The 20,253-nt window shown below is 61.7% G+C and carries 11 protein-coding genes; 8 read left to right on the top strand and 3 right to left on the bottom strand.

The features are described 5' to 3' along the window. The first annotated feature begins 122 nt into the window (after positions 1 to 122). The 8 genes from QRN33_RS14120 (at position 123) to QRN33_RS14085 (ending at position 14,569) form a co-directional block, all read left to right on the top strand. Positions 123 to 677, top strand: a complete 555-nt coding sequence (locus QRN33_RS14120) for an NUDIX hydrolase (protein ID WP_042606910.1) — start codon at positions 123 to 125, stop codon at positions 675 to 677. 74 nt (positions 678 to 751) lie between these two features. Beyond that, positions 752 to 1,267, top strand: coding sequence for a L,D-transpeptidase family protein (locus QRN33_RS14115; protein WP_042606909.1), 516 nt, complete (start codon positions 752 to 754; stop codon positions 1,265 to 1,267). A 282-nt stretch (positions 1,268 to 1,549) separates the two neighbouring features. Beyond that, positions 1,550 to 2,281: a GntR family transcriptional regulator gene (locus tag QRN33_RS14110; RefSeq protein ID WP_065615855.1), complete on the top strand. Its 732-nt coding sequence runs from the start codon at positions 1,550 to 1,552 to the stop codon at positions 2,279 to 2,281. 24 nt (positions 2,282 to 2,305) lie between these two features. Then, positions 2,306 to 3,412: an N-acetylglucosamine-6-phosphate deacetylase gene (nagA, locus tag QRN33_RS14105; protein ID WP_285409075.1), complete on the top strand. Its 1,107-nt coding sequence runs from the start codon at positions 2,306 to 2,308 to the stop codon at positions 3,410 to 3,412. Beyond that, positions 3,393 to 4,415 (top strand): SIS domain-containing protein, encoded by a 1,023-nt coding sequence (locus QRN33_RS14100; RefSeq protein ID WP_123418147.1) that lies wholly within the window; start codon positions 3,393 to 3,395, stop codon positions 4,413 to 4,415. The genes nagA and QRN33_RS14100 overlap by 20 nt, the downstream gene beginning before the upstream one ends. 30 nt (positions 4,416 to 4,445) lie before the next feature. After that, positions 4,446 to 6,959, top strand: a complete 2,514-nt coding sequence (gene ptsP, locus QRN33_RS14095; protein WP_285409074.1) for a phosphoenolpyruvate--protein phosphotransferase — start codon at positions 4,446 to 4,448, stop codon at positions 6,957 to 6,959. Positions 6,960 to 6,982: 23 nt separating this feature from the next. Next, positions 6,983 to 8,698 (top strand): N-acetylglucosamine-specific PTS transporter subunit IIBC, encoded by a 1,716-nt coding sequence (gene nagE / locus QRN33_RS14090; RefSeq protein WP_227973743.1) that lies wholly within the window; start codon positions 6,983 to 6,985, stop codon positions 8,696 to 8,698. A gap of 147 nt (positions 8,699 to 8,845) precedes the next feature. Next, on the top strand, positions 8,846 to 14,569 hold the full coding sequence (locus QRN33_RS14085; RefSeq protein ID WP_285409073.1) for a membrane-targeted effector domain-containing toxin: 5,724 nt from the start codon (positions 8,846 to 8,848) through the stop codon (positions 14,567 to 14,569). 97 nt (positions 14,570 to 14,666) lie between these two features. Here the strand turns inward: QRN33_RS14085 and QRN33_RS14080 are convergent, their stop codons facing one another. From QRN33_RS14080 to purL, 3 genes are all read right to left on the bottom strand, one after another. Next, positions 14,667 to 15,029, bottom strand: coding sequence for a DUF6124 family protein (locus QRN33_RS14080; RefSeq protein WP_042607741.1), 363 nt, complete (start codon positions 15,027 to 15,029; stop codon positions 14,667 to 14,669). 942 nt (positions 15,030 to 15,971) lie between these two features. Further along, positions 15,972 to 16,283: a YqfO family protein gene (locus QRN33_RS14075; RefSeq protein WP_285409072.1), complete on the bottom strand. Its 312-nt coding sequence runs from the start codon at positions 16,281 to 16,283 to the stop codon at positions 15,972 to 15,974. Between the two features lie 5 nt (positions 16,284 to 16,288). Next, positions 16,289 to 20,185, bottom strand: a complete 3,897-nt coding sequence (gene purL, locus QRN33_RS14070; protein WP_285409071.1) for a phosphoribosylformylglycinamidine synthase — start codon at positions 20,183 to 20,185, stop codon at positions 16,289 to 16,291. Positions 20,186 to 20,253 lie beyond the last annotated feature (68 nt).

The raw sequence follows: 20,253 nt of genomic DNA, 5'->3' as shown, positions 1-20,253 counted from the left end.
CCGCATCATGCACCAATCAAAGCGAGCGCCCAAGCCCCTGAAACCCGTCGTGTCGCGAAACGACAACTTGCCGACCGGCCCCGCTGCACGCCAAGATAGGCACAGCATTCAGGAACCCGAGCATGAAATTTTGCAGCCACTGCGGTAACCCGGTCACCCAGCGCATTCCCGAAGGCGACTCGCGGCTGCGATTTGTCTGCGACAGCTGTCAGACCATTCACTACCAGAATCCCAATATCGTCGCCGGTTGCGTGCCGACCTGGGGCACGCAAGTGTTGCTCTGCCGCCGCGCCATCGAGCCACGTCTCGGTTACTGGACGCTGCCGGCCGGCTTCATGGAAAACGGCGAGACCATCGAACAGGCGGCCATCCGCGAGACCGCCGAGGAAGCCTGCGCCCGGGTGCGTAACCTGAGCATCTACACGTTGATCGACGTGCCGCACATCAGTCAGGTGCACGTGTTCTTCCGCGCCGAACTGGCCGACCTGGAGTTCGCCGCCGGCCCTGAAAGCCTTGAAGTGCAGTTGTTCGATGAAGCCGACATCCCGTGGGACGAGCTGGCTTTCCGCACGGTCGGGCGTACCTTAGAATGCTTCTTCGCTGATCGGCGCGTCGAGAACTACCCGGTGCGTTCGGAATCGATCCCGCCACTGGTGCAGCCGGTCATTGTTGGCTAGAAGATCAAAAGATCGCAGCCTTCGGCAGCTCCTACCTAAAACCTGATTGCGTCACTCCCTGGGGAATCGTTTCAATGCGCTGGTTGCTTGCCCTGTTCTGCCTGTCGTTCGTCAGCGTTTCGCAAGCGTCATTCGTGACCACCGTGACGCCATCGAATACCCCGCTGATCGAAAAAGTCCTGGTACTCAAATCGGCCCACCAACTGCAGTTGATCGCCGACGGCAAGCCGCTGAAGACCTATCGCATTTCCTTGGGCAAAGGCGCGAAGAAAGGGCCGAAACTGATCGAGGGCGATAAACGCACACCCGAAGGTTTCTATTGGATCGACTGGCGCAAGACCAGCGAGAAATTCAACCTGTCGATGCACATTTCCTACCCGAACATCAGCGACGCCGCCCGCGCGCGCCGTGAAGGTGTCGAGCCCGGTGGGATGATCATGATCCACGGCACCCCGGACTCGGAAGACAACCCGGAGCAGCTGTTCCACACCCTCGACTGGACCGATGGCTGCATCGCCATGCGCAACGTCGACATGCGTGAAGTGTGGAACCTGGTGCCGGACGGCACCATGATCGAGATTCGCCCGTAACCTCGACCGCTGGTCACCCGTAAAAAAATAAATCAAAAGATCGCAGCCTTCGGCAGCTCCTACAGGGGTGATACCACTCCGAATTGCAGGAGCTGCCGCAGGCTGCGATCTTTTGCTTTTTATCGCCTATCGTTAATACCACTTGATACCACCGCCCCTGAACACCGCCCTTTCACTAGGTTAGAGGCCATTTACCTGCGTTGACATGGTATTCAAGTGGTATTAGTTTCCGCCCCACAAGCGAGCCACAACAATCCTATACTCGCGACGGAAACGACCTACATGAACGACCTCCAATCCCTACGTCCCGACGACGCCCAGCCGACGCCGCTGTACTTGCAGCTGGCGCGCAATCTGGAAGCGGCGATTCATGCCGGGCAGTGGAAGGCCGAACAGGCAATGCCGTCCGAACGCAACCTCAGCGACCAGCTCGGCATCTCCCGGGTCACCGCGCGCAAGGCATTGGAAGTCTTGCTCGATCAAGGTCTGATCCGCCGCCTGCAAGGCTCTGGCACATTCATCACCCCACGTCTGGAACAACCGCTGTCGCGGCTTTCCGGCTTCAGCGAAATGCTGCGTTTGAAAGGCTTCGTACCCAGCTCGAAGTGGCTGGAGCGGGAAATCACTCTGCCGACCCACGAAGAACTGATCCGCCTCGGCCTGTCGCCCAACGACAAAGTCGCGCGGATGAAGCGCTTGCGCAAAGCCGATGACACGGTCATGGCGATTGAAATGAGTACCCTGCCCGCGTCGATCATGCCCAAACCGCAAGCGGTGGGTGATTCGCTCTACGAATACCTTGACGGCATCGGTAAACCGATCGTCCGCGCCCTCCAGCACATTCAGGCGATCAACGCCTCTGACGAGTTCGCCGCGCTAGTCGGCATCGCCCCCGGCACCGCCATGCTGCTGATGACTCGGGTCGGCTATCTGGAAGACAACACGCCGATCGAAGTCACCGACACCTATTGCCGCAACGATTACTACGACTTTGTTGCAGAGCTGCGCCGCTGAGCGCGGCCCCAAGCGAGAACGAAAATGTCCGAAGACAACATCCTCACCGCCAGCGGCTGGGTTCGCGGCCGGCTGATTCACGAACACGGCAAGGTCGTGTCGATCGACGGCGTGCCCTGCGATCCGGCCGATAACGATCTGCCTTATCTGCTGCCGGGCTTCATCGATCTGCACGTTCACGGCGGCGGTGGCAAAGACATCATGGAAGGCGCCGATGCCTTCGAAACCATCAGCAAAACCCACGTGCGTTTTGGCACCACCTCGTTGCTGGCCACCACCATGACTGCGCCGAGCGCCGAGATCTCCAGCGTCCTCAAAGCGGTAGGAGAATTCTGCGAACAGCGTCCGAAAGGCGCCGCGCGAGTGCTTGGCGTGCACCTTGAAGGCCCGTACATCAACCCGGGAAAACTCGGCGCCCAACCCAATTTCGCCCACACCGCGTTGATCGCCGAAGTCGAAGAATATCTGGCGCTGGCGCCGATCCGCGTGATTACGATCGCCCCGGAAATCGCCGGCCACGATGCATTGATTCGCGAACTGAGCAACCGTGGCATCCGCATGCAGATCGGCCACACCCTCGGCAGTTACGAGGAAGGCGTCGCCGCGCTGGCTGCCGGTGCGACCAGCTTCACTCATCTGTACAACGCCATGAGCCCGCTGCATCACCGCGAGCCGGGCATCGTCGGCGCGGCACTCGCCCATGCGCAGTATGCCGAGCTGATCCCCGATCTGCTGCACGTGCACCCCGGCGCCATTCGCGTGGCCCTGCGCTCGATCCCGTGCCTGTATTGCGTGACCGATTCCACCGCCGCCGCCGGTATGCCTGACGGTGAATACAAGCTCGGCAGCCACACCGTGACCAAATGCCTGGGCGGCGTGCGCCTGCCCGACGGCACGCTGGCCGGCAGCACCCTGACCATGGATCAGGCCCTGCGCAATCTGGTGAAGATCGGGTTGCCGATCGCCGAGGCCTCGCAACGTCTGTCGCAATTTCCCGCCGACTACCTCGGCATCACCGAGCGCGGGCGCCTGGCCCCGGGTGCCTGGGCCGACTGCGTGCGGCTCGATCGCTCACTCACACTGACCGCCGTCATGGTCGAAGGAGAAGACATTGACTTCAAAAATGCTTGAAGAGGCGCTGTCCTCGTTCGAGGCCGTGCAAGCCCAACTGCAACAGCTCGACGCGCCGATGATCGAGATCGCCGGGCGCCTGCGCCGGCAGCCGCCGCAAGTGGCGATGACCGTCGCTCGTGGCAGCTCCGACCACGCGGCGAGCTACTTCGCCTACCTGACCATGCAGCAACTCGGCGTGCCCGTGGCCTCATTGCCGATGTCCGTAGTGACCATGCAGCAAGCGCCATTGAAAGTCAGCGGTCAGGTTGCCTTCGCGTTTTCGCAGTCGGGACAGAGCCCGGATCTGGTCAACAGCCTGCGCCTGTTGCGCAAGCGTGGCGCGCTCAGCGTGTCGATGGTCAACGCCGCCGATTCGCCACTGGAAGCAGCCTGTGAATTCAGCCTGCCGCTGCTTGCCGGGACTGAAAGCAGCGTCGCCGCGACCAAGAGTTTTATCGCCACCCTTAGCGCCAGCGCCCGCTTGATCGCGCACTGGAAAGAAGACAGCGAATTGCTCGAGGCCGGCAACGCCCTGCCTGAAGGTTTGCGCGAAGCCGCAAAACAGGACTGGAGCGTCGCCATCGAAACGCTGCGCGATTGTCAGCGCCTGATGGTGATCGGCCGTGGCGCCGGTTTCGCCATCGCCCAGGAAGCGGCGCTGAAATTCAAGGAAACCTCGGCGATTCAGGCCGAAGCGTTCAGCAGCGCCGAAGTCCGTCACGGGCCGATGGCGCTGATCGACGAACACTATCCACTGCTGGTCTTTGCCCCACGCGGCGCCGAGCAGGCTGGCCTGCTGAGCCTCGCGGCAGAAATGCGCCAACGCGGCGCCCGGGTACTGCTCGCCGCCCCGGATGACGTCAGCGAACGCGACCTGACCCTGACCCGCGCCGAGCACCCGGCCCTCGATCCGATTCTGGCGATCCAGAGTTTCTACGTGATGGCCGCAGGTCTGGCCGTGGCGCGGGGCATGGACCCGGATCAGCCACGCCATTTGAGCAAAGTGACCCGCACGCACTGACCGCCGAGATTCAACTGATGAGACCCAGCCATGCCCGACAACAATAAAGAGCTGACCCTCAGCGCCCCGCTCAGCGGCCCCGTGCTGACGCTCGCCAACGTCCCGGATGCGGTGTTCGCCAGTGGCGCGATGGGCGACGGCATCGCCATCGACCCGCTCAACGACACGCTTTATTCGCCCTGCGCCGGCGTGATCATCCACGTCGCGCGCAGCAGCCACGCGGTGACCGTGCGCGCCGACAACGGCGCCGAAATCCTTCTGCATCTGGGCCTCGACACTGTTGAGCTGAACGGTGAAGGTTTTGCCATGCTGGTCAAGCAAAGCGACCGCGTCAGCCTCGGTCAGCCGCTGTTGCGTTATGACCTGGACAAGGTCGGACAGCAGTGCAAAAGCCTGGTCAGCCTGCTGATTCTGACCAACAGCGCGGATTTTCAGGTGCGACCGATCACCGTCAAAACGGTGAAGGTCGGCGAGCCACTGCTGCACATCATCGCGCGCCAGGTGGTGGCAGCGAATGCCGATACAAGCGGCGGCCCCGAGGCTCGGGGCCAGGTGCGGGTCGCTCATCGCGGCGGCCTGCATGCGCGCCCCGCTGCACTGATCCGGCAAACCGCCCAGGGTTTCAACAGCCAGGCACAGCTGCACTTCAACGGCAAATCAGCGCCGTGCAACAGCCTGATCGGCTTGATGGGGCTGGCGATTGGTGAACAGGATGAAGTGCAGGTCAGTTGTCAGGGGCCGGACGCCGATGCCGCATTGCAAGCGCTGCTCAGCGCATTGGCCACGGCGCTGCCGGACGATCATCACGGGCAAGCGCCGCTCAGCACTGCGGCGCTGAAACGCCCGGCCGAGGCTGGCGTGTTGCACGGCGTCTGCGCGGCGCCGGGGCTGGTCGCCGGGCCGTTGTTTCGCTTGAACGCAATCACGTTGCCGGCGGATGCAGGCAATCACGATCCGGTGCAACAGCAACAGACTCTCGAAACGGCGTTGAACGCGGTGCGCAGCGAAATCGCCGCTACTCTCGCCCAAGCGAAAAAGCACAGCAACGCCGACGAAGAAGCGATCTTCGCCGCGCACATGGCGCTGCTCGAAGATCCGGCCCTGCTCGACGCCGCGCAGCAATTCATCGCGCAAGGCACCGCAGCGACGCACGCCTGGAGTCAGTCGATCGACGCCCAGTGCGCCATGCTTCAAGGCACCGGCAGTCCGCTGCTGGCCGAGCGTGCCAACGATTTGCGCGACCTCAGGCAGCGCGTCCTGCGCGCCCTGCTTGGCGAGGCCTGGCAATACCAGGTGCCGGCCGGCGCCATCGTCGCGGCGCAGGAACTGACGCCGTCGGATCTGCTGCAACTCAGCGCGCAAGGTGTCGCCGGGTTGTGCATGGCCGAGGGCGGCGCCACCTCGCACGTCGCGATCCTGGCGCGCGGCAAAGGCCTGCCGTGCATCGTCGCTTTGGGTGCGCAATTGCTCGATCAACCGCAAGATCAGGCCGTGGTACTCGACGCCGACGGCGGTCGTCTCGAATTGACGCCGAATGCCCAGCGCCTGGCCGACGTACAGCAAGCGCAAGTCGAGCGCCAGCAGCGTCGCGAAAGCCAGCAAGCCAAAGCCCATTTGCCCGCTGAAACCCGCAATGGCGTACACATCGAAGTGGTCGCCAATGTCGCCTCCAGCAGCGAAGCGGCAGACGCCTTTGCCAACGGTGCCGATGGCGTCGGCCTGTTGCGCACCGAGTTTCTCTTCGTCGATCGCCAGACTGCACCGGATGTCGAAGAGCAGCGCAGCGCCTATCAAGCGGTCATCGATGCCATGGGCAACAAGTCGGTGATCATCCGCACCATCGACGTAGGTGGCGACAAGCAACTCGACTACCTGCCGCTGCCCGCCGAGGCCAACCCGGTGCTCGGTCTGCGCGGCATTCGTCTGGCCCAGGCGCGCCCGGACATTCTCGATCAACAATTGCGCGCACTGTTGCAGGTCAAGCCGCTGCAGCGCTGCCGGATTCTGTTGCCGATGGTCACCGAAGTTGACGAACTGCTGCAGATTCGCCAGCGCGTCGACGCCTTGTGTCTTGAGCTGGGCATTGCCGAGCGCCCGGAGATCGGCGTGATGATCGAAGTCCCCGCCGCCGCGCTGCAGGCCGAACAACTGGCCGAACACGCCGACTTCCTCTCGATCGGCACCAACGATCTGTCGCAATACACCTTGGCCATGGACCGCGATCACGCCGGCCTGGCAGCGCGAGTCGACGCCCTGCATCCGGCGCTGCTACGCCTGATCGCCATGACCTGCGAAGGCGCGGCGGTGCACAAGCGCTGGGTCGGCGTCTGCGGCGCCCTCGCCTCCGACCCGCTGGCGACGCCGGTGCTGATCGGCCTGGGCGTCACCGAGCTGTCGGTGAGCCCGGTGCAGATCGGTGAGATCAAGGACCGCGTGCGCCAGGTGCACGAAGCCGAATGTCAGCGCCTGAGCCGCGACCTGCTCAAGCTTTCCAGCGCCGCCGCCGTTCGCCACGCCTGTCATCAACATTGGCCTCTGCGCTAACAAAAACAACAAGGACCAACGCCATGTACCAACTCTTCATCGAAGGCCTGCAACGCCTCGGCCGCGCGCTGATGCTGCCGATCGCGATCCTGCCGATCGCCGGCCTGCTGCTGCGCCTGGGCGACACCGACCTGTTGAACATCGCGATCATCCACGATGCCGGGCAAGTGATCTTCGCCAACCTGGCGATGATCTTCGCCATCGGCATCGCCGTCGGGTTCGCCAAAGACAACAACGGCACCGCCGGCCTGGCCGGGGTGATCGGTTATCTGGTGATGATCTCTACCCTCAAGGTGCTCGATTCGACCATCAACATGGGCATGCTCGCCGGGATCGTCAGCGGCCTGTTGGCCGGCGCGCTGTATAACCGCTTCAAGGACATCAAGCTGCCGGAGTATCTGGCGTTCTTCGGTGGCCGGCGTTTCGTGCCGATTGTCACCGGGTTCGCGGCGGTCGGGCTGGGCGTGCTGTTCGGCTACATCTGGCCGCCGATCCAGCAGGGCATCAACGCGTTCGGCGCGCTGATGATGGAAAGCGGCAGCATTGGCGCGTTCGTCTTCGGCGTGTTCAACCGCCTGCTGATCGTCACCGGCCTGCATCACATCCTCAACAACATGGCGTGGTTCGTCTTCGGCAACTTCACCGATCCGACCACTGGGGCATTGGTGACTGGCGATCTGTCGCGCTATTTCGCCGGCGACCCGAAGGGCGGCCAGTTCATGACCGGCATGTTCCCGATGATGATCTTCGGCCTCCCCGCCGCCTGTCTGGCGATGTACCGCAATGCCCTGCCGGAGCGGCGCAAGGTGATGGGCGGGATCTTTTTATCGATGGCGCTGACCTCGTTTCTGACCGGCGTGACCGAGCCGATCGAGTTCGCCTTCATGTTTCTCGCACCGCTGCTGTTTTTGCTGCATGCGCTGCTGACCGGGCTGTCGATGGCGATCACCAACGGCCTGAACATTCATCTGGGCTTTACCTTTTCCGGTGGCTTCATCGACATGATTCTCGGCTGGGGCAAGTCCACCAACGGCTGGCTGGTGGTGCCTGTCGGCCTGGCTTACGCGGTCATTTATTACCTGGTGTTCGACTTCTGTATCCGCCGCTTCAACCTCAAGACGCCGGGACGCGAAGACGTGGCCACGGCAGAAAAAGCCGTGCTTTCGCAAACCGAACGCGCCAGCGCTTACATCAAGGCCTTGGGCGGCGCAGAGAATCTGCTGACCGTCGGCGCGTGCACGACCCGACTGCGCCTGGAAATGGTCGACCGCAACAAGGCGTCGGACGCCGGGCTGAAAGCGCTGGGCGCGATGGCCGTGGTGCGCCCGGGCAAGGGTGGCAGTTTGCAGGTCGTGGTCGGACCGCTGGCCGATAGCATCGCTGATGAAATCCGCTTGGCGATGCCGGCGCTGGGCCGTGGGGCGCTGGTTGACACTGCCGTGACAGTCGAGGAGCCGAAGACCGTTGCACTTGCCAGCAACGAGGCGCAGCAGTGGCTGAATGCTCTGGGCGGCCGCGACAATGTGCTGCAGCTTGATTGCATCGCCATGACCCGGATTCGCCTGCAACTGGCCGATGACAAGGCGTTGTCCGAGACGCAGCTCAAAGCGCTGGGCTGCCTGGGTGTCAGCCGCCTGGACGGTGGGGTCTGGCATTTGCTGGTGGGCGACAAGGCAGCGAGTTTGAGTGGGGCGCTGGAGGGGTTGGTCAGTCGCCGGGAGGTCAGCGCGCAGGTTTGAATCTGCGCTGGCGGGCCTCTTCGAGCAGGCTCGCCGCCACCCAGACAGGCATCCATAAAGAGGCTCCCGACACATACATATATACCACCCCGCAAAACACCTCCCTCGCCATGCTGAGCCTTCATCCTCAGCCTGGAGAAAGTGCCCGTGAGCACCCCCAAAGCCCCCACCCCCGAAGAGATCAGAAGCGACCTCAACCAGATCGGCGATTATCTGTTCAACACACCCACGCCGCTGCTTCCCGAACTCAAACCGACCACCGGACAGACCTACCTTAAACGCCTCAACGAACAGCTGAAAACCTACCGGACAAGCTATCAGCAACGCAGCCGTCTGCTTTTTCAGGAGCTGGACACCAGCGACCTGCAAAGCGAAAACGGCAAGAAGCTGATCGCAACCCTGAAGATCAGGCTCAACACCCAACTGATCAACATGGACCTGCGGGACCAGATCGACGGCAAGCCGGCAAAAACCTTCCTCAAATATGACGCGGGCTTCACCGCCATCGAACACGAGGCACAACAGGCCGTCAGTGATCGCCTGCTGCACCCGCAAGCCGGCGAGTTGCTGAAAAAAACCGGCCTGGGCCCGATGCTGCGTCCCGCCATGTATGCACTGCAGTTCAGCTATCAGGCCACCACCGTCGAATTGGCCGGCGCCTTTGTCGTCACGCAAAATGACAGCCCGCGAGTCACCGACCTGCTGAGCGGCTCAAACGTCGGCTACGCCGTGCTGTTCACGCCCGCACGAGGCATCGAGTTCTTCAATTCTCTGACCGATCTCGATAGTCACCTGCGCGAGTCGCTGAATTCGCGCAGTGGCCGTCTCGACTTCATCCAAATGCTGCCGACGCGCTATCACGACGTCGGTGCCGCCGGGATCTGGCCGCTATCGCTCGCGCCAATCGACAGTAAACCCCTGTTCGAACACACCTACGACGCGCTGATCGAAAAACGCACGCAGGATATCGAGCGCGCCTTGAGCTTCGCCGACAACCCGCAACAAGACCCCGCGCTGTTGGTCACAGCGCTGGAAAAAGCGGTCACCGCCACCCTGCCAGATCTCACGCCGCGCCTGGAGTTACGCGCACTGACCCTGTTCGAACGCCACTTGCGCTACAGCGCGCCGGACTGGTACCGCAGCGCCAGCAGCGCCAAACAGATCGAACTGGCGCAGCACTTGAGCAACTACCAGCAGGCGCGGGAACGTTTGCTCGATCTGATGGAGCCCGTCGGCAGTCTGATCGCACTGGCGCGCCAGCAATGGCTGGAACGCCTGAGCGACGATCTGGAGATCGACGATCTCGAGCCGGAAAAACTGCAGATCAGCACCGATCGCCGAGTGCCAGGCTATGGCGTTTATACGCATCAATGCAATCTGCTCGATCTGTCCTTGCGCGGCCCGCACACGGGCGATGAATTGCCGGGCTCGGAATTCCTGAGCTACACCACGCTCACCTACGACGGCGCGCCCTTGCCGGAGCGTTATGTCGACTTGACACCGCAATGGCTGGTCAAGGAAGCGATAAGCCTGGAGCCCCGGGTTGACTTCAATCGCCTGCAAAAAGACATGCACGCCCGAGCCGCAATCAAGCCCGCCATTGAGCGAATGCTTGATCAACGCATCGTCGCCCTCGCCCATACGGCAGTCCTGCAGGGGCACCTGCTCGACAGTGATTTGTCGTTGATCCAGCGCTTGCGCAGCGGCGGCGATCCGCTCCTGAGCGCCGCCACTCTGTCGGTGCACGGCGCACAACTGCAGGATGTATGGGTCTTGCGCCAGAGCGACGCCAGCGGCGCGGTCAAGCGTGTCTTGCTGTGCACGCCGCAGGCCCCTCGCGAGCGACAGTTCCAGGCCTTCGACAGTGAGCTTGAATGCCAGACCCATCTGCTGGGCTGGGCCACACACAGCGATACCGCCGACAGCATGACGGGCTACCTGATCAGCCGCGCACCGATGCGCTTTCGCCCGGCGCTGCGCAAAGTACTGGCGGGCCTGAGCTTCAGACCTGAGGCGATGGAACACCAGAAGGTCACTTTCGAACACTGTGGCGACCATCTCGTCTGCCTGAAGGCGATGGCCGTTCACATGCTCGCTACCCGCGTCGATGACTACGACTTCAGCACCCCCCTGTGGTATCGCTCGACCACCGCTGCCGATCGCAGACAACTCTCGACCCTGAGCGAAGAGGCCGAAGGCGCGTTGCGCGGTTTCAACCAGCACGCCTTGTCCGGCAGCCAATTTCCGGCTTTTGATGACTACGTACACCAACAGGCGAAGATCAGTCTGAACCGCCTGCTCAAGCGCTCGGCCAATGATGTCGACCCGGATACCGTCTGGGCCTACGCGCCGATGTCCATCGTGCCCTCATTGACGCCGAAACCGCTGACGTATACCCAGTTGTATCGCGACGGCTATGCCGATGGCGTCGGCTTTCTCGATGAGAAATTCTCCCGTTCGGCACGTTTCAAGGGGCCGCCGGGCATCGATGTCAGCAACCTGACCGCACAGAACGTCGCACGCTCGGTCACCGGGGTGTGGATCGGCGAACGCTACACCAACAAGGTCAGGGATGACCTGCAGAGCTCGACCAGCGAGGGCTACGATTTCAGACGCAACGCGACCCTGGCGATTACTCAGCGCCAGATGAAGGGCGCCGCGCTGGAATGCCAGCTGCAAGGACATATCAGCCGCAGCGATCGGCAATGGCTGGAGCAAAGCATCACCAGCATGGAGGAAACCTCGGGGCCGACGCGCACCAAATACCCGATCCATCGATTGATGATCGATGGCGAGTGGGTGATGGATGTGTGGCTGTTCAGCCATTCCGATAACCCGGTGTTGCTCTATACCCCGGACGCACCCGACGGTGTCAGGTTTCGCGAAGCGCGGCTGTTCAACTACCTGCTCCAACAGCAGGCCGGCATGATCGAATACCTCACCTCTCGGGTAGGCGTGAGTGCTCAGACGCGAGTGCGGACGTTCCTCGAAAACGCAAAAAAACAGCTCCCCAAAGACCTCGACAAGACTACGCCCAGCCCGGCGCGCTACGATTCAACGCCCGCCACCGCTGCCGTCAGCGATTTGCGCTCGGCGCTGTACAACATGAAGCTGCAGCGCCGGATCGACAACGTCCACGCCACGACCACCAGTCGAGCGCAGATGATCGCCGGGCTGATCTGGACCAGTGTCGAATGGATCGCGGCCATTGCCACCGCCCCTTTCCCGCTGCTCAGTCTGAGCACCGGACTGCTGCTGGCTTTCAAGGACGCGATGCTCGCCCTGCACGCTTATCGGCAGGGTGACCACGGTGAAGCTTTCCAGCATTTGCTCGGTTACCTGTTCAACAGTGTCGGCGCGGTGCTGACCGATCTGCGCCCCGCCCTGCGCTCACTCAAGCTCGCGCGCCGACCGCTGCGCCAAGCGATCGCTAGTGCTGGCAACGACCAGCAGAATGTCGTGACCTTGGTCGATCAGGTAGCGCCTCGACCTGACTGGGATGACATGCGCCCGGTGGTTTTCAGAGGCCGGATTTACCTTGCCGGGAAAAATCCCGACGCACTCGGTCGTTATCTGCTCTATCGCAGCAAGCCGAACTCCCCTGACATCGTCTCGACCGGCATCCTCGTTGTTCGCAATTCAGACGGGGTGATGGTGCGCAGTGGCATGGTCGGCGGCGCGCCGAAATACGATGCCGTGCCAGACACACCGAGCCCACGCAAAGACTACGGCGTGGTGCCCAAATACCGGGAGCGCGTCGCGATGCTGATGAATCCGCAATTCCGCGACGACGTAATCAAGAGAGGTCAGGACTACATGGGCGTCTCGCCCCTCTCAACCATGACCGGCGTAGTTGAGGGTCTGGCCTCGACACGCGCCGCCTATATGGATCAGGTAGAAAAACTCACCACCGATGCCACAGGTCATTTCGCCGAACTCGCCGCCCTGCCCGCTCGCGCCGAAGTCCCGGCAGTTGCTGCCGATACTTCATTTGCGCAGTTGATCAACAGCGACGCATTCAAAGGGAAAAACCTGGTGATCGGCGCCCAACCCGGTTCCATCGCCAGCAAACAGGTGCTGATCGATTCTCTGGACGAACTCATTGCCAGCGGTTTCAAGCGCTTGCATGTCGAGTATCTGGCGGACGACATCTTTCATGCCAAGCTGGAAAATTTCAACAAGAAGCTCAGTTGGGAAAACATCAAAACCCACCTCAGAGGTGTTGACCACGCGCTGGGGCACACGGAGAAGGCGCCGTTCTCCTATCTGGCACTTATGCGCGCCGCCCGGAAAAAGAACTTGCGCGTCCATGCTCTGGACGCCTCGACCAGTTATCAACTGGAGCGCGCCATGACGCTGGCCGACGCCTCGCCGTTGACCCCACGAAGCAACAGCATCAGAAATTTTTATTCGCACAGGAAACTGTCTGCCGATATCGCCGACGCCCCCGACGAACGCTGGATCATCCTCACCGAACAGTCACGCATGTGCACCTTCGACGAGACACCAGGCCTGGCCGACCTGCACGATGCCATCGCCGTGCGGATTGAAGACATCGACCTGGGTCAATCCGCACGCATCAGCCTCGATTCACCCGGTGCGATCAGCGGTGATGCAGCCGCGAAGGGAGATTATCTTGTGCAAATGCCGACTGCGTACAAGGCACCACGGGCCGTCCCGAAGCCAGTGGCACCGGCCGCGGCTTCCGCTCAATTGGGCAACTACGACATGGCGTCGTCGTTTCACGAGGGTGTGGTCAGGCTGATGCGCGACCGAAACGGCCTCGACACTTTCTTCAATCCTGCGAAAGAGGACCGTGAATTGTTCACGGCCTTTATCGCTACCCGACAGCGCCTGGGCAAAGCGGCCAGAGCCGCCTCTAGCGAATTCAAACATGCGAAGCCAGACGCGCTGCCGGTGATTGCCAGCGACGAAACCTTTGACACGTTTCTGCAAAAACTGGCCGACGGCCGCTTGAATCTGCTGATCGGAGAAAATCCAACCGAGGTGTCAGGCAAGGCGCTGCTCAGGAAACACATGAAGGCATTCAAGGATGCGGGTTATGACACGCTGTACCTTGCGAATATGTTCACCGATCTGCATCAGGCCGAACTGGATATTTTTCATCTGACGCAGCGCATGCCCGAGCGCCTCAGAGCCCATCTGCAAAAGCTGAGCGCGGACCGCCCGAGTGGTTATGTGGGTAACGACAATTTCAACGAGGTCTGTGAGGCGGCGGCCAAATACAACATCCGTATCCGCGCCATCGATTGCGTCGCCAGCTACCACGTCAAAGGGCTGCCGGATCCCGAGCTGTCGAGGAAAGAGATATTCAGCTATTTCGCCACGCAAGTGATCAAGAATGACCAATTGGTGCACGGGCCGCATAAATGGATGGCCCTCGTTGATGCCACACAGACCAACTACAGCCTGGGAGTTCCGGGGCTGGGCGAGACGCTGGGCGCGGTCAGTCTTCACGTCCGCGACAGTACGCCTGGTCTGGCCAGCTCGATCCAACAGGGCGCGTGGTCGACAATGATTCCGGAAAAAGCGGTCAACACACGGGCCGTGCGCAGTGATTTCACCCTGAACATCGCGGTGCCTGGCAAAAAGAACATTGCGCCGACGCCGCCTGTCAGACGCAGCAAACTGACCCACCCCGGTATGTTCCTGATCGAAAACGAAGGCACTAGCGGAACACGTCTGGTGCATAAATCCAAAGCGGGTGAAATTGTCGTCACGCCGATTCAGGCCAACGACCAAGGCTTGTTGTTCATAGATCGCTGGGATAAGAAAGACCAGGGGTTCAAATACCTGCGAACGCTGATCGAGATGCTTGTGACCGACGTGAAACTGACCCAGGTGAAATAACACCGGTTCGCTTGCGCGTTGTGTAAGAACCACTGGGTCTGGAAGCCCAGTGGTTTTTTTATGACCGAAAGCAAGCGAACGGCCAGGGACCCGGGTTTCAGGTTCGCGGATCAACCCGATCCAGCGCCCGATTCACCGCCAGCTCCGCGAGCATGATGATCTGCTGAATGGCCAGCGCCGTATTGCGCTGCGGCCGCCCCAGCTGATCGGCGAAATCGCTGGCCAGAGTGTTGGCTGAAGCGAGGGATTCACAGGCGTGGGCCAGGAGGGTTTCGGTGTCGATTTCCGGCTGGATCACAAACATGGTGCTGGGCGGGTGCGGTTTGCCTGGCTGCGGGCACAGGTAAAAATCCAGAGCACGCTTGATCGCTTCGCGGTTTTTGGCGAGGTCGTCGGCGCGGATGGCTTGTTCGAGGGGGGTTGTGGGTTCGAGGGGTGGGTCGGGGACAGGTTTTGACATTGATACGTTCCTAATCAATAGCCAATCACTTGCCGTTTCTCACGCGGCGGAGTGGTGGCAGCAGTGTGCGGGGTGAGAAACCGGTAGGAACAAGCCCGGCCGGACCGAAGTCCGCCCGCACACAGCCGCCATAACAATGCAGACAGCAGAAATGCCGGCGGTGATTATGGTGGTACTGACTGTGGATTAACAGTTCCTAAGGGTTCTCACACCCGATCGCCGAGTTTTCGACGACCCCCAGAGACTAGAGCCCACACGTCCGACGGACAACCTGAAAACCTTGTGGGAAGGTTCTGGTCATCAGGTACAGGATTTAAACAATCTCAAGTTGTCGGGCGTCTGGATGGGCCTCATCGCGAGCAGGCTCACTCCTACAATTGGAATCTTGGCATCCGGGAGAAACAGGTCGCCTGTCAGGCCGCCTTCGCGAGCAGGCTCGCTCCCACAGAAAAGCAAAGGCAAGATCAAAAGATCGCAGCCTTCGGCAGCTCCTACACGATGAGCGTTAGCTCGAGTAAAGCTTTTGATCTTGATCCACCGGCGACGTCGGAAGGCTGAGTGGAGGGATTGATCCGGGCGTGGGAGCGCAGCGACCGTCTGGCGCAGCCAGACACAGCGAGTGTAGGTGCAGCGGAGCAAACCGGAGCCGCTGCGCCCGGATCGATCCCGCAGCGAAGGAACCCGAGCCTGCGAGGGCCGAACGCAGGAGCAAGCCTTTTGGGTTACCTTTTTGGCGTTTGAAAAAGGTGACTCGCCGTAAGGGCGAAACCACCAGCCGCAGCCCCCGAAGAAACGGATATTCACTCAGTCAGCCAGAGCATGGTCGCCTATAAGGGCGCCATCGCGAGCAGGCCAACTCCTACAGAAAAGCAAATCGCAGGCAACAAAAAACCCGCAGACAATCCCTCATCTGCGGGTTTCCCGTTTCAGCAGCCAAGAAGATCAGAAATCTTCCAGCCGCCACACCTCATAAGCTGGCGTCTCATACGGATGACTGAGCTTCAACGCCGCCACCACGGCAACGATCAACTCATCCGCAACGACAAGCTCAACCTTCCATTCCTCAACCTGCTCAACCTGCCCCGCCTCACCGATAAACGGCTGACTGCCGTCCAGAGGCCGAAACTGGCCAGTGCCAAGCACCTGCCAGGCGCAGTGGTCATAGTCACCAATTCGCCCACCTCCGGCAGCGAACACAGCGCCCTTGACCACCTCGACATGGCTGTCAGGAACAAAAAAGGCGAGCTTGTACACAGGCCTCAGTTGACCCAGACGCGGGCGTTACGGAACATGCGCATCCACGGCGCGTCCTCGTTCCAGTCCTCCGAACGCCACGAGTTCTGCACCGCGCGGAACACTCGCTCCGGGTGCGGCATCATGATCGTCACGCGACCGTCACGGCTGGTAAGACCGGTGATCCCGCGCGGCGAGCCGTTCGGGTTGGCCGGGTAGGCTTCGGTGACCTTGCCGTGGTTGTCGACAAAACGCATCGCCACGCAACCGGACAGATCGGCTTCCAGCAGCGCTTCTTCGCTGGCGAACTCGGCATGTCCTTCACCGTGGGCGATGGCGATCGGCATGCGCGAACCGGCCATGCCCTGCAGGAAGATCGAGTTCGACTCCTGGATCTGCACCATCGCCACCCGCGCTTCGAACTGCTCGGAGCGGTTGCGCACGAAGTGCGGCCAGAACTCGCTGCCCGGGATCAGCTCGTGCAGGTTGGACATCATCTGGCAACCGTTGCACACGCCCAGCGTGAAGCTGTCGTTACGTTCGAAGAAGCCCTGGAACGCGTCGCGGGCGCGGCTGTTGAACAGCGCCGACTTGGCCCAGCCTTCACCGGCGCCGAGCACGTCGCCGTAGGAGAAACCGCCGCAGGCCACCAGGCCTTTGAACTCGTTGAGGTCGACACGACCGGCGAGGATGTCGCTCATGTGCACGTCGATCGCACTGAAACCGGCGCGGTCGAATGCGGCGGCCATTTCCACCTGACCGTTGACGCCCTGCTCACGCAGCACGGCAACCTGTGGGCGGATGCCTTTCTTGATGTAAGGCGCAGCGATGTCCTGATTGACGTCGTAGCTGAGCTTGACGCTCAGGCCCGGGTTGTCTTCTTCCAGCAGCGCGTCGAATTCCTGCTCGGCGCAGTCGGCGTTGTCACGCAGACGCTGGATCTGGTAACTGGTCTCGGCCCACTGACGCTGCAGCAGACGACGCTGGCCTTCGAACACGGTGTCACCGTTGAAGGTGATGTTGATCTGGCCATTGTTGATCGGCTGACCGATCACCGACACACAATCGCCCAGACCGGCGGCGCTGAACTGCGCGAGGATGTCCGGGGTGGCGTCCTGGCGAACCTGGATCACCGCGCCGAGTTCTTCGTTGAACAGGATCGCGGCGATTTCCGACGCGGATTCGGCAACGCTGTCCAGGTTCAGGCTCAGACCGCAGTGGCCGGCGAAAGCCATTTCCACCACGGAGGTCAGCAGACCACCGTCGGAACGGTCATGGTAAGCCAGCAGGTGACCGTCGGCGTTGAGGCCCTGGATCACGGCGAAGAAGGCCTTCAGGTCTTCGGCATCATCGACGTCCGGCGCGTGTTTGCCGAGCTTGCCGTGTGTCTGAGCAAGGATCGAAGCACCCATACGGTTCTGACCGCGACCGAGGTCGATCAGGATCAGGTCGGTGGTGCCCTTGTCCATGCGCAGTTCCGGGGTCAGGGTCTGACGGATGTCAGCCACTGGCGCGAAACCGGTAACGATCAGCGACATCGGCGAAGTCACGGTCTTGTCTTCGCCGTTGTCGTTCCAGCGCGTGGCCATGGACATCGAGTCCTTGCCCACCGGAATGGTGATGCCCAGCTCCGGGCACAGCTCCATGCCGACCGCTTTGACGGTGTCATACAGACGCGCGTCTTCACCCGGGTGGCCGGCCGCCGACATCCAGTTCGCCGACAGCTTGATGTCGGAGAGCTTGTTGATGCGCGACGCGGCAATGTTGGTGATGGTTTCGCCGATGGCCATGCGGCCCGAGGCCGGGGCGTCCAGCAGAGCCAGCGGAGTACGCTCGCCCATTGCCATCGCTTCACCGGTGTAGACATCGAAGCTGGTGGCGGTGACGGCAACGTCGGCCACCGGTACCTGCCAAGGGCCGACCATCTGGTCACGAGCGACGAGGCCGGTGATGGTGCGATCGCCGATGGTGATCAGGAAGCTCTTGCTCGCCACGGCCGGGTGATGCAGAACGCGTTCGATGGACTCGCTGATGTCGAGGTCCGACGGATCGAAGTCATCGCCCAGTTCGGCTTCGCGAACCACCGACCGGTGCATGCGCGGGGCCTTGCCGAGCAACACTTCCAGTGGCATGTCCACCGGGTTGTTGCCGAAGTGGCTGTCGGTCACGGTCAGTTGCGGTTCGGCGGTGGCTTCACCGACGACGGCAAATGGGCAGCGCTCGCGTTCGCAGATCGCCTGGAAGCGCTCGAAGTCTTCCGGGCCGACCGCCAAGACGTAACGTTCCTGGGATTCGTTGGACCAGATCTCGTGCGGGGCCATGCCCGGCTCGTCATTGGGGATGTTGCGCAGTTCGAAACGGCCACCGCGGTCGCCGTCATTGACCAGTTCCGGGAAGGCGTTGGACAGACCGCCCGCGCCGACGTCGTGGATGAAGCTGATCGGGTTCTTGTCACCCAACTGCCAGCAACGGTCGATGACTTCCTGGCAGCGACGCTCCATTTCAGGGTTTTCACGCTGTACGGAAGCAAAATCCAGATCCGCCGAGCTGGTGCCGGTGGCCATCGACGAAGCCGCGCCGCCACCGAGACCGATCAACATCGCCGGGCCGCCGAGCACGATCAGCTTGGAGCCGACGACGATCTCGCCTTTCTTGACGTGCTCTTCGCGGATGTTGCCCATGCCGCCGGCGAGCATGATCGGCTTGTGGTAACCGCGCACTTCATCACCGTGCGGGGTGCTGATCGACTGCTCGAAGGTACGGAAGTAGCCGGTCAGCGCCGGACGACCGAATTCGTTGTTGAACGCGGCGCCGCCGAGCGGGCCTTCGATCATGATGTCCAGCGCAGTGACGATGCGCTCAGGCTTGCCGTACGGCACTTCCCACGGCTGTTCGAAGCCCGGGATCTGCAGGTTCGATACGGTGAAACCGGTCAGGCCGGCCTTTGGCTTGGCGCCGCGACCGGTTGCACCTTCGTCACGGATCTCGCCACCGGAACCGGTGGATGCGCCCGGGAACGGGGCGATCGCGGTCGGGTGGTTGTGGGTTTCGACCTTCATCAGGATGTGCACCGGCTCCTGCACCGCGCCGTACTGGCGGGTTTCAGGGTTCGGGAAGAAGCGGCCGGCAACATTGCCGACGATCACCGAAGCGTTGTCCTTGTAAGCCGACAACACGCCTTCGCTGTGCATCTGATAGGTGTTCTTGATCATGCCGAACAGGCTTTTTTCCTGGCTCTGGCCGTCAATGTCCCAACTGGCGTTGAAGATCTTGTGGCGGCAGTGCTCGGAGTTGGCCTGGGCGAACATCATCAGTTCGATGTCGTGCGGGTTGCGCTTGAGACCGTTGAAGGCATTGACCAGGTAGTCGATCTCGTCTTCGGCCAAGGCCAGGCCCAGCTCGGTGTTGGCCTTTTCCAGCGCGGCGCGGCCGCCACCAAGAATGTCGATTGCGGTCAGCGGCTTCGGCTCGGCGTGGCTGAACAGACCGGCAGCCTGCTCGAGGTTGGCCAGCACGATCTGGGTCATGCGGTCATGCAGCGCGTCCGAAATCAGCCGGGCTTCGGCTTCGCTGAACTGCCCTGCAACATAGAAGGCGATACCGCGTTCCAGGCGCTGGACCTTGCTCAGGCCGCAGTTTCGGGCAATGTCGCTGGCCTTGCTCGACCACGGCGAGATGGTGCCGAAACGCGGCAACACCAGAAACAGACGACCGGTCGGCTCTTGAACCGGAACACTTGGGCCGTACTTCAGAAGGCGCGCTAGCACCTGCTGTTCGTCGCCGGTCAGGACGCCGGTGACTTCGGCGAAGTGAGCGAATTCAGCATACAGGCCACTGACAGCTGGAACCTTCTGGCTCAGTTGCTCAAGGAGTTTGCTGTGGCGAAAGGCAGAAAGGGCAGGAGCGCCGCGCAGGATCAACATCTTCGGGACAGCCTCGGGAAGGGGTGTGCTTTGAGGCCGTGCATTCTAGCCTAAACCGACCTCAACAT

The organism is Pseudomonas sp. FR229a (assembly GCF_030209115.1).
GTDB classification, from domain to species: Bacteria; Pseudomonadota; Gammaproteobacteria; order Pseudomonadales; family Pseudomonadaceae; genus Aquipseudomonas; species Aquipseudomonas moraviensis_A.
The sequence above is the reverse complement of the archived record's forward strand: the minus strand, read 5'-3'. Positions and strand labels throughout refer to the sequence as shown.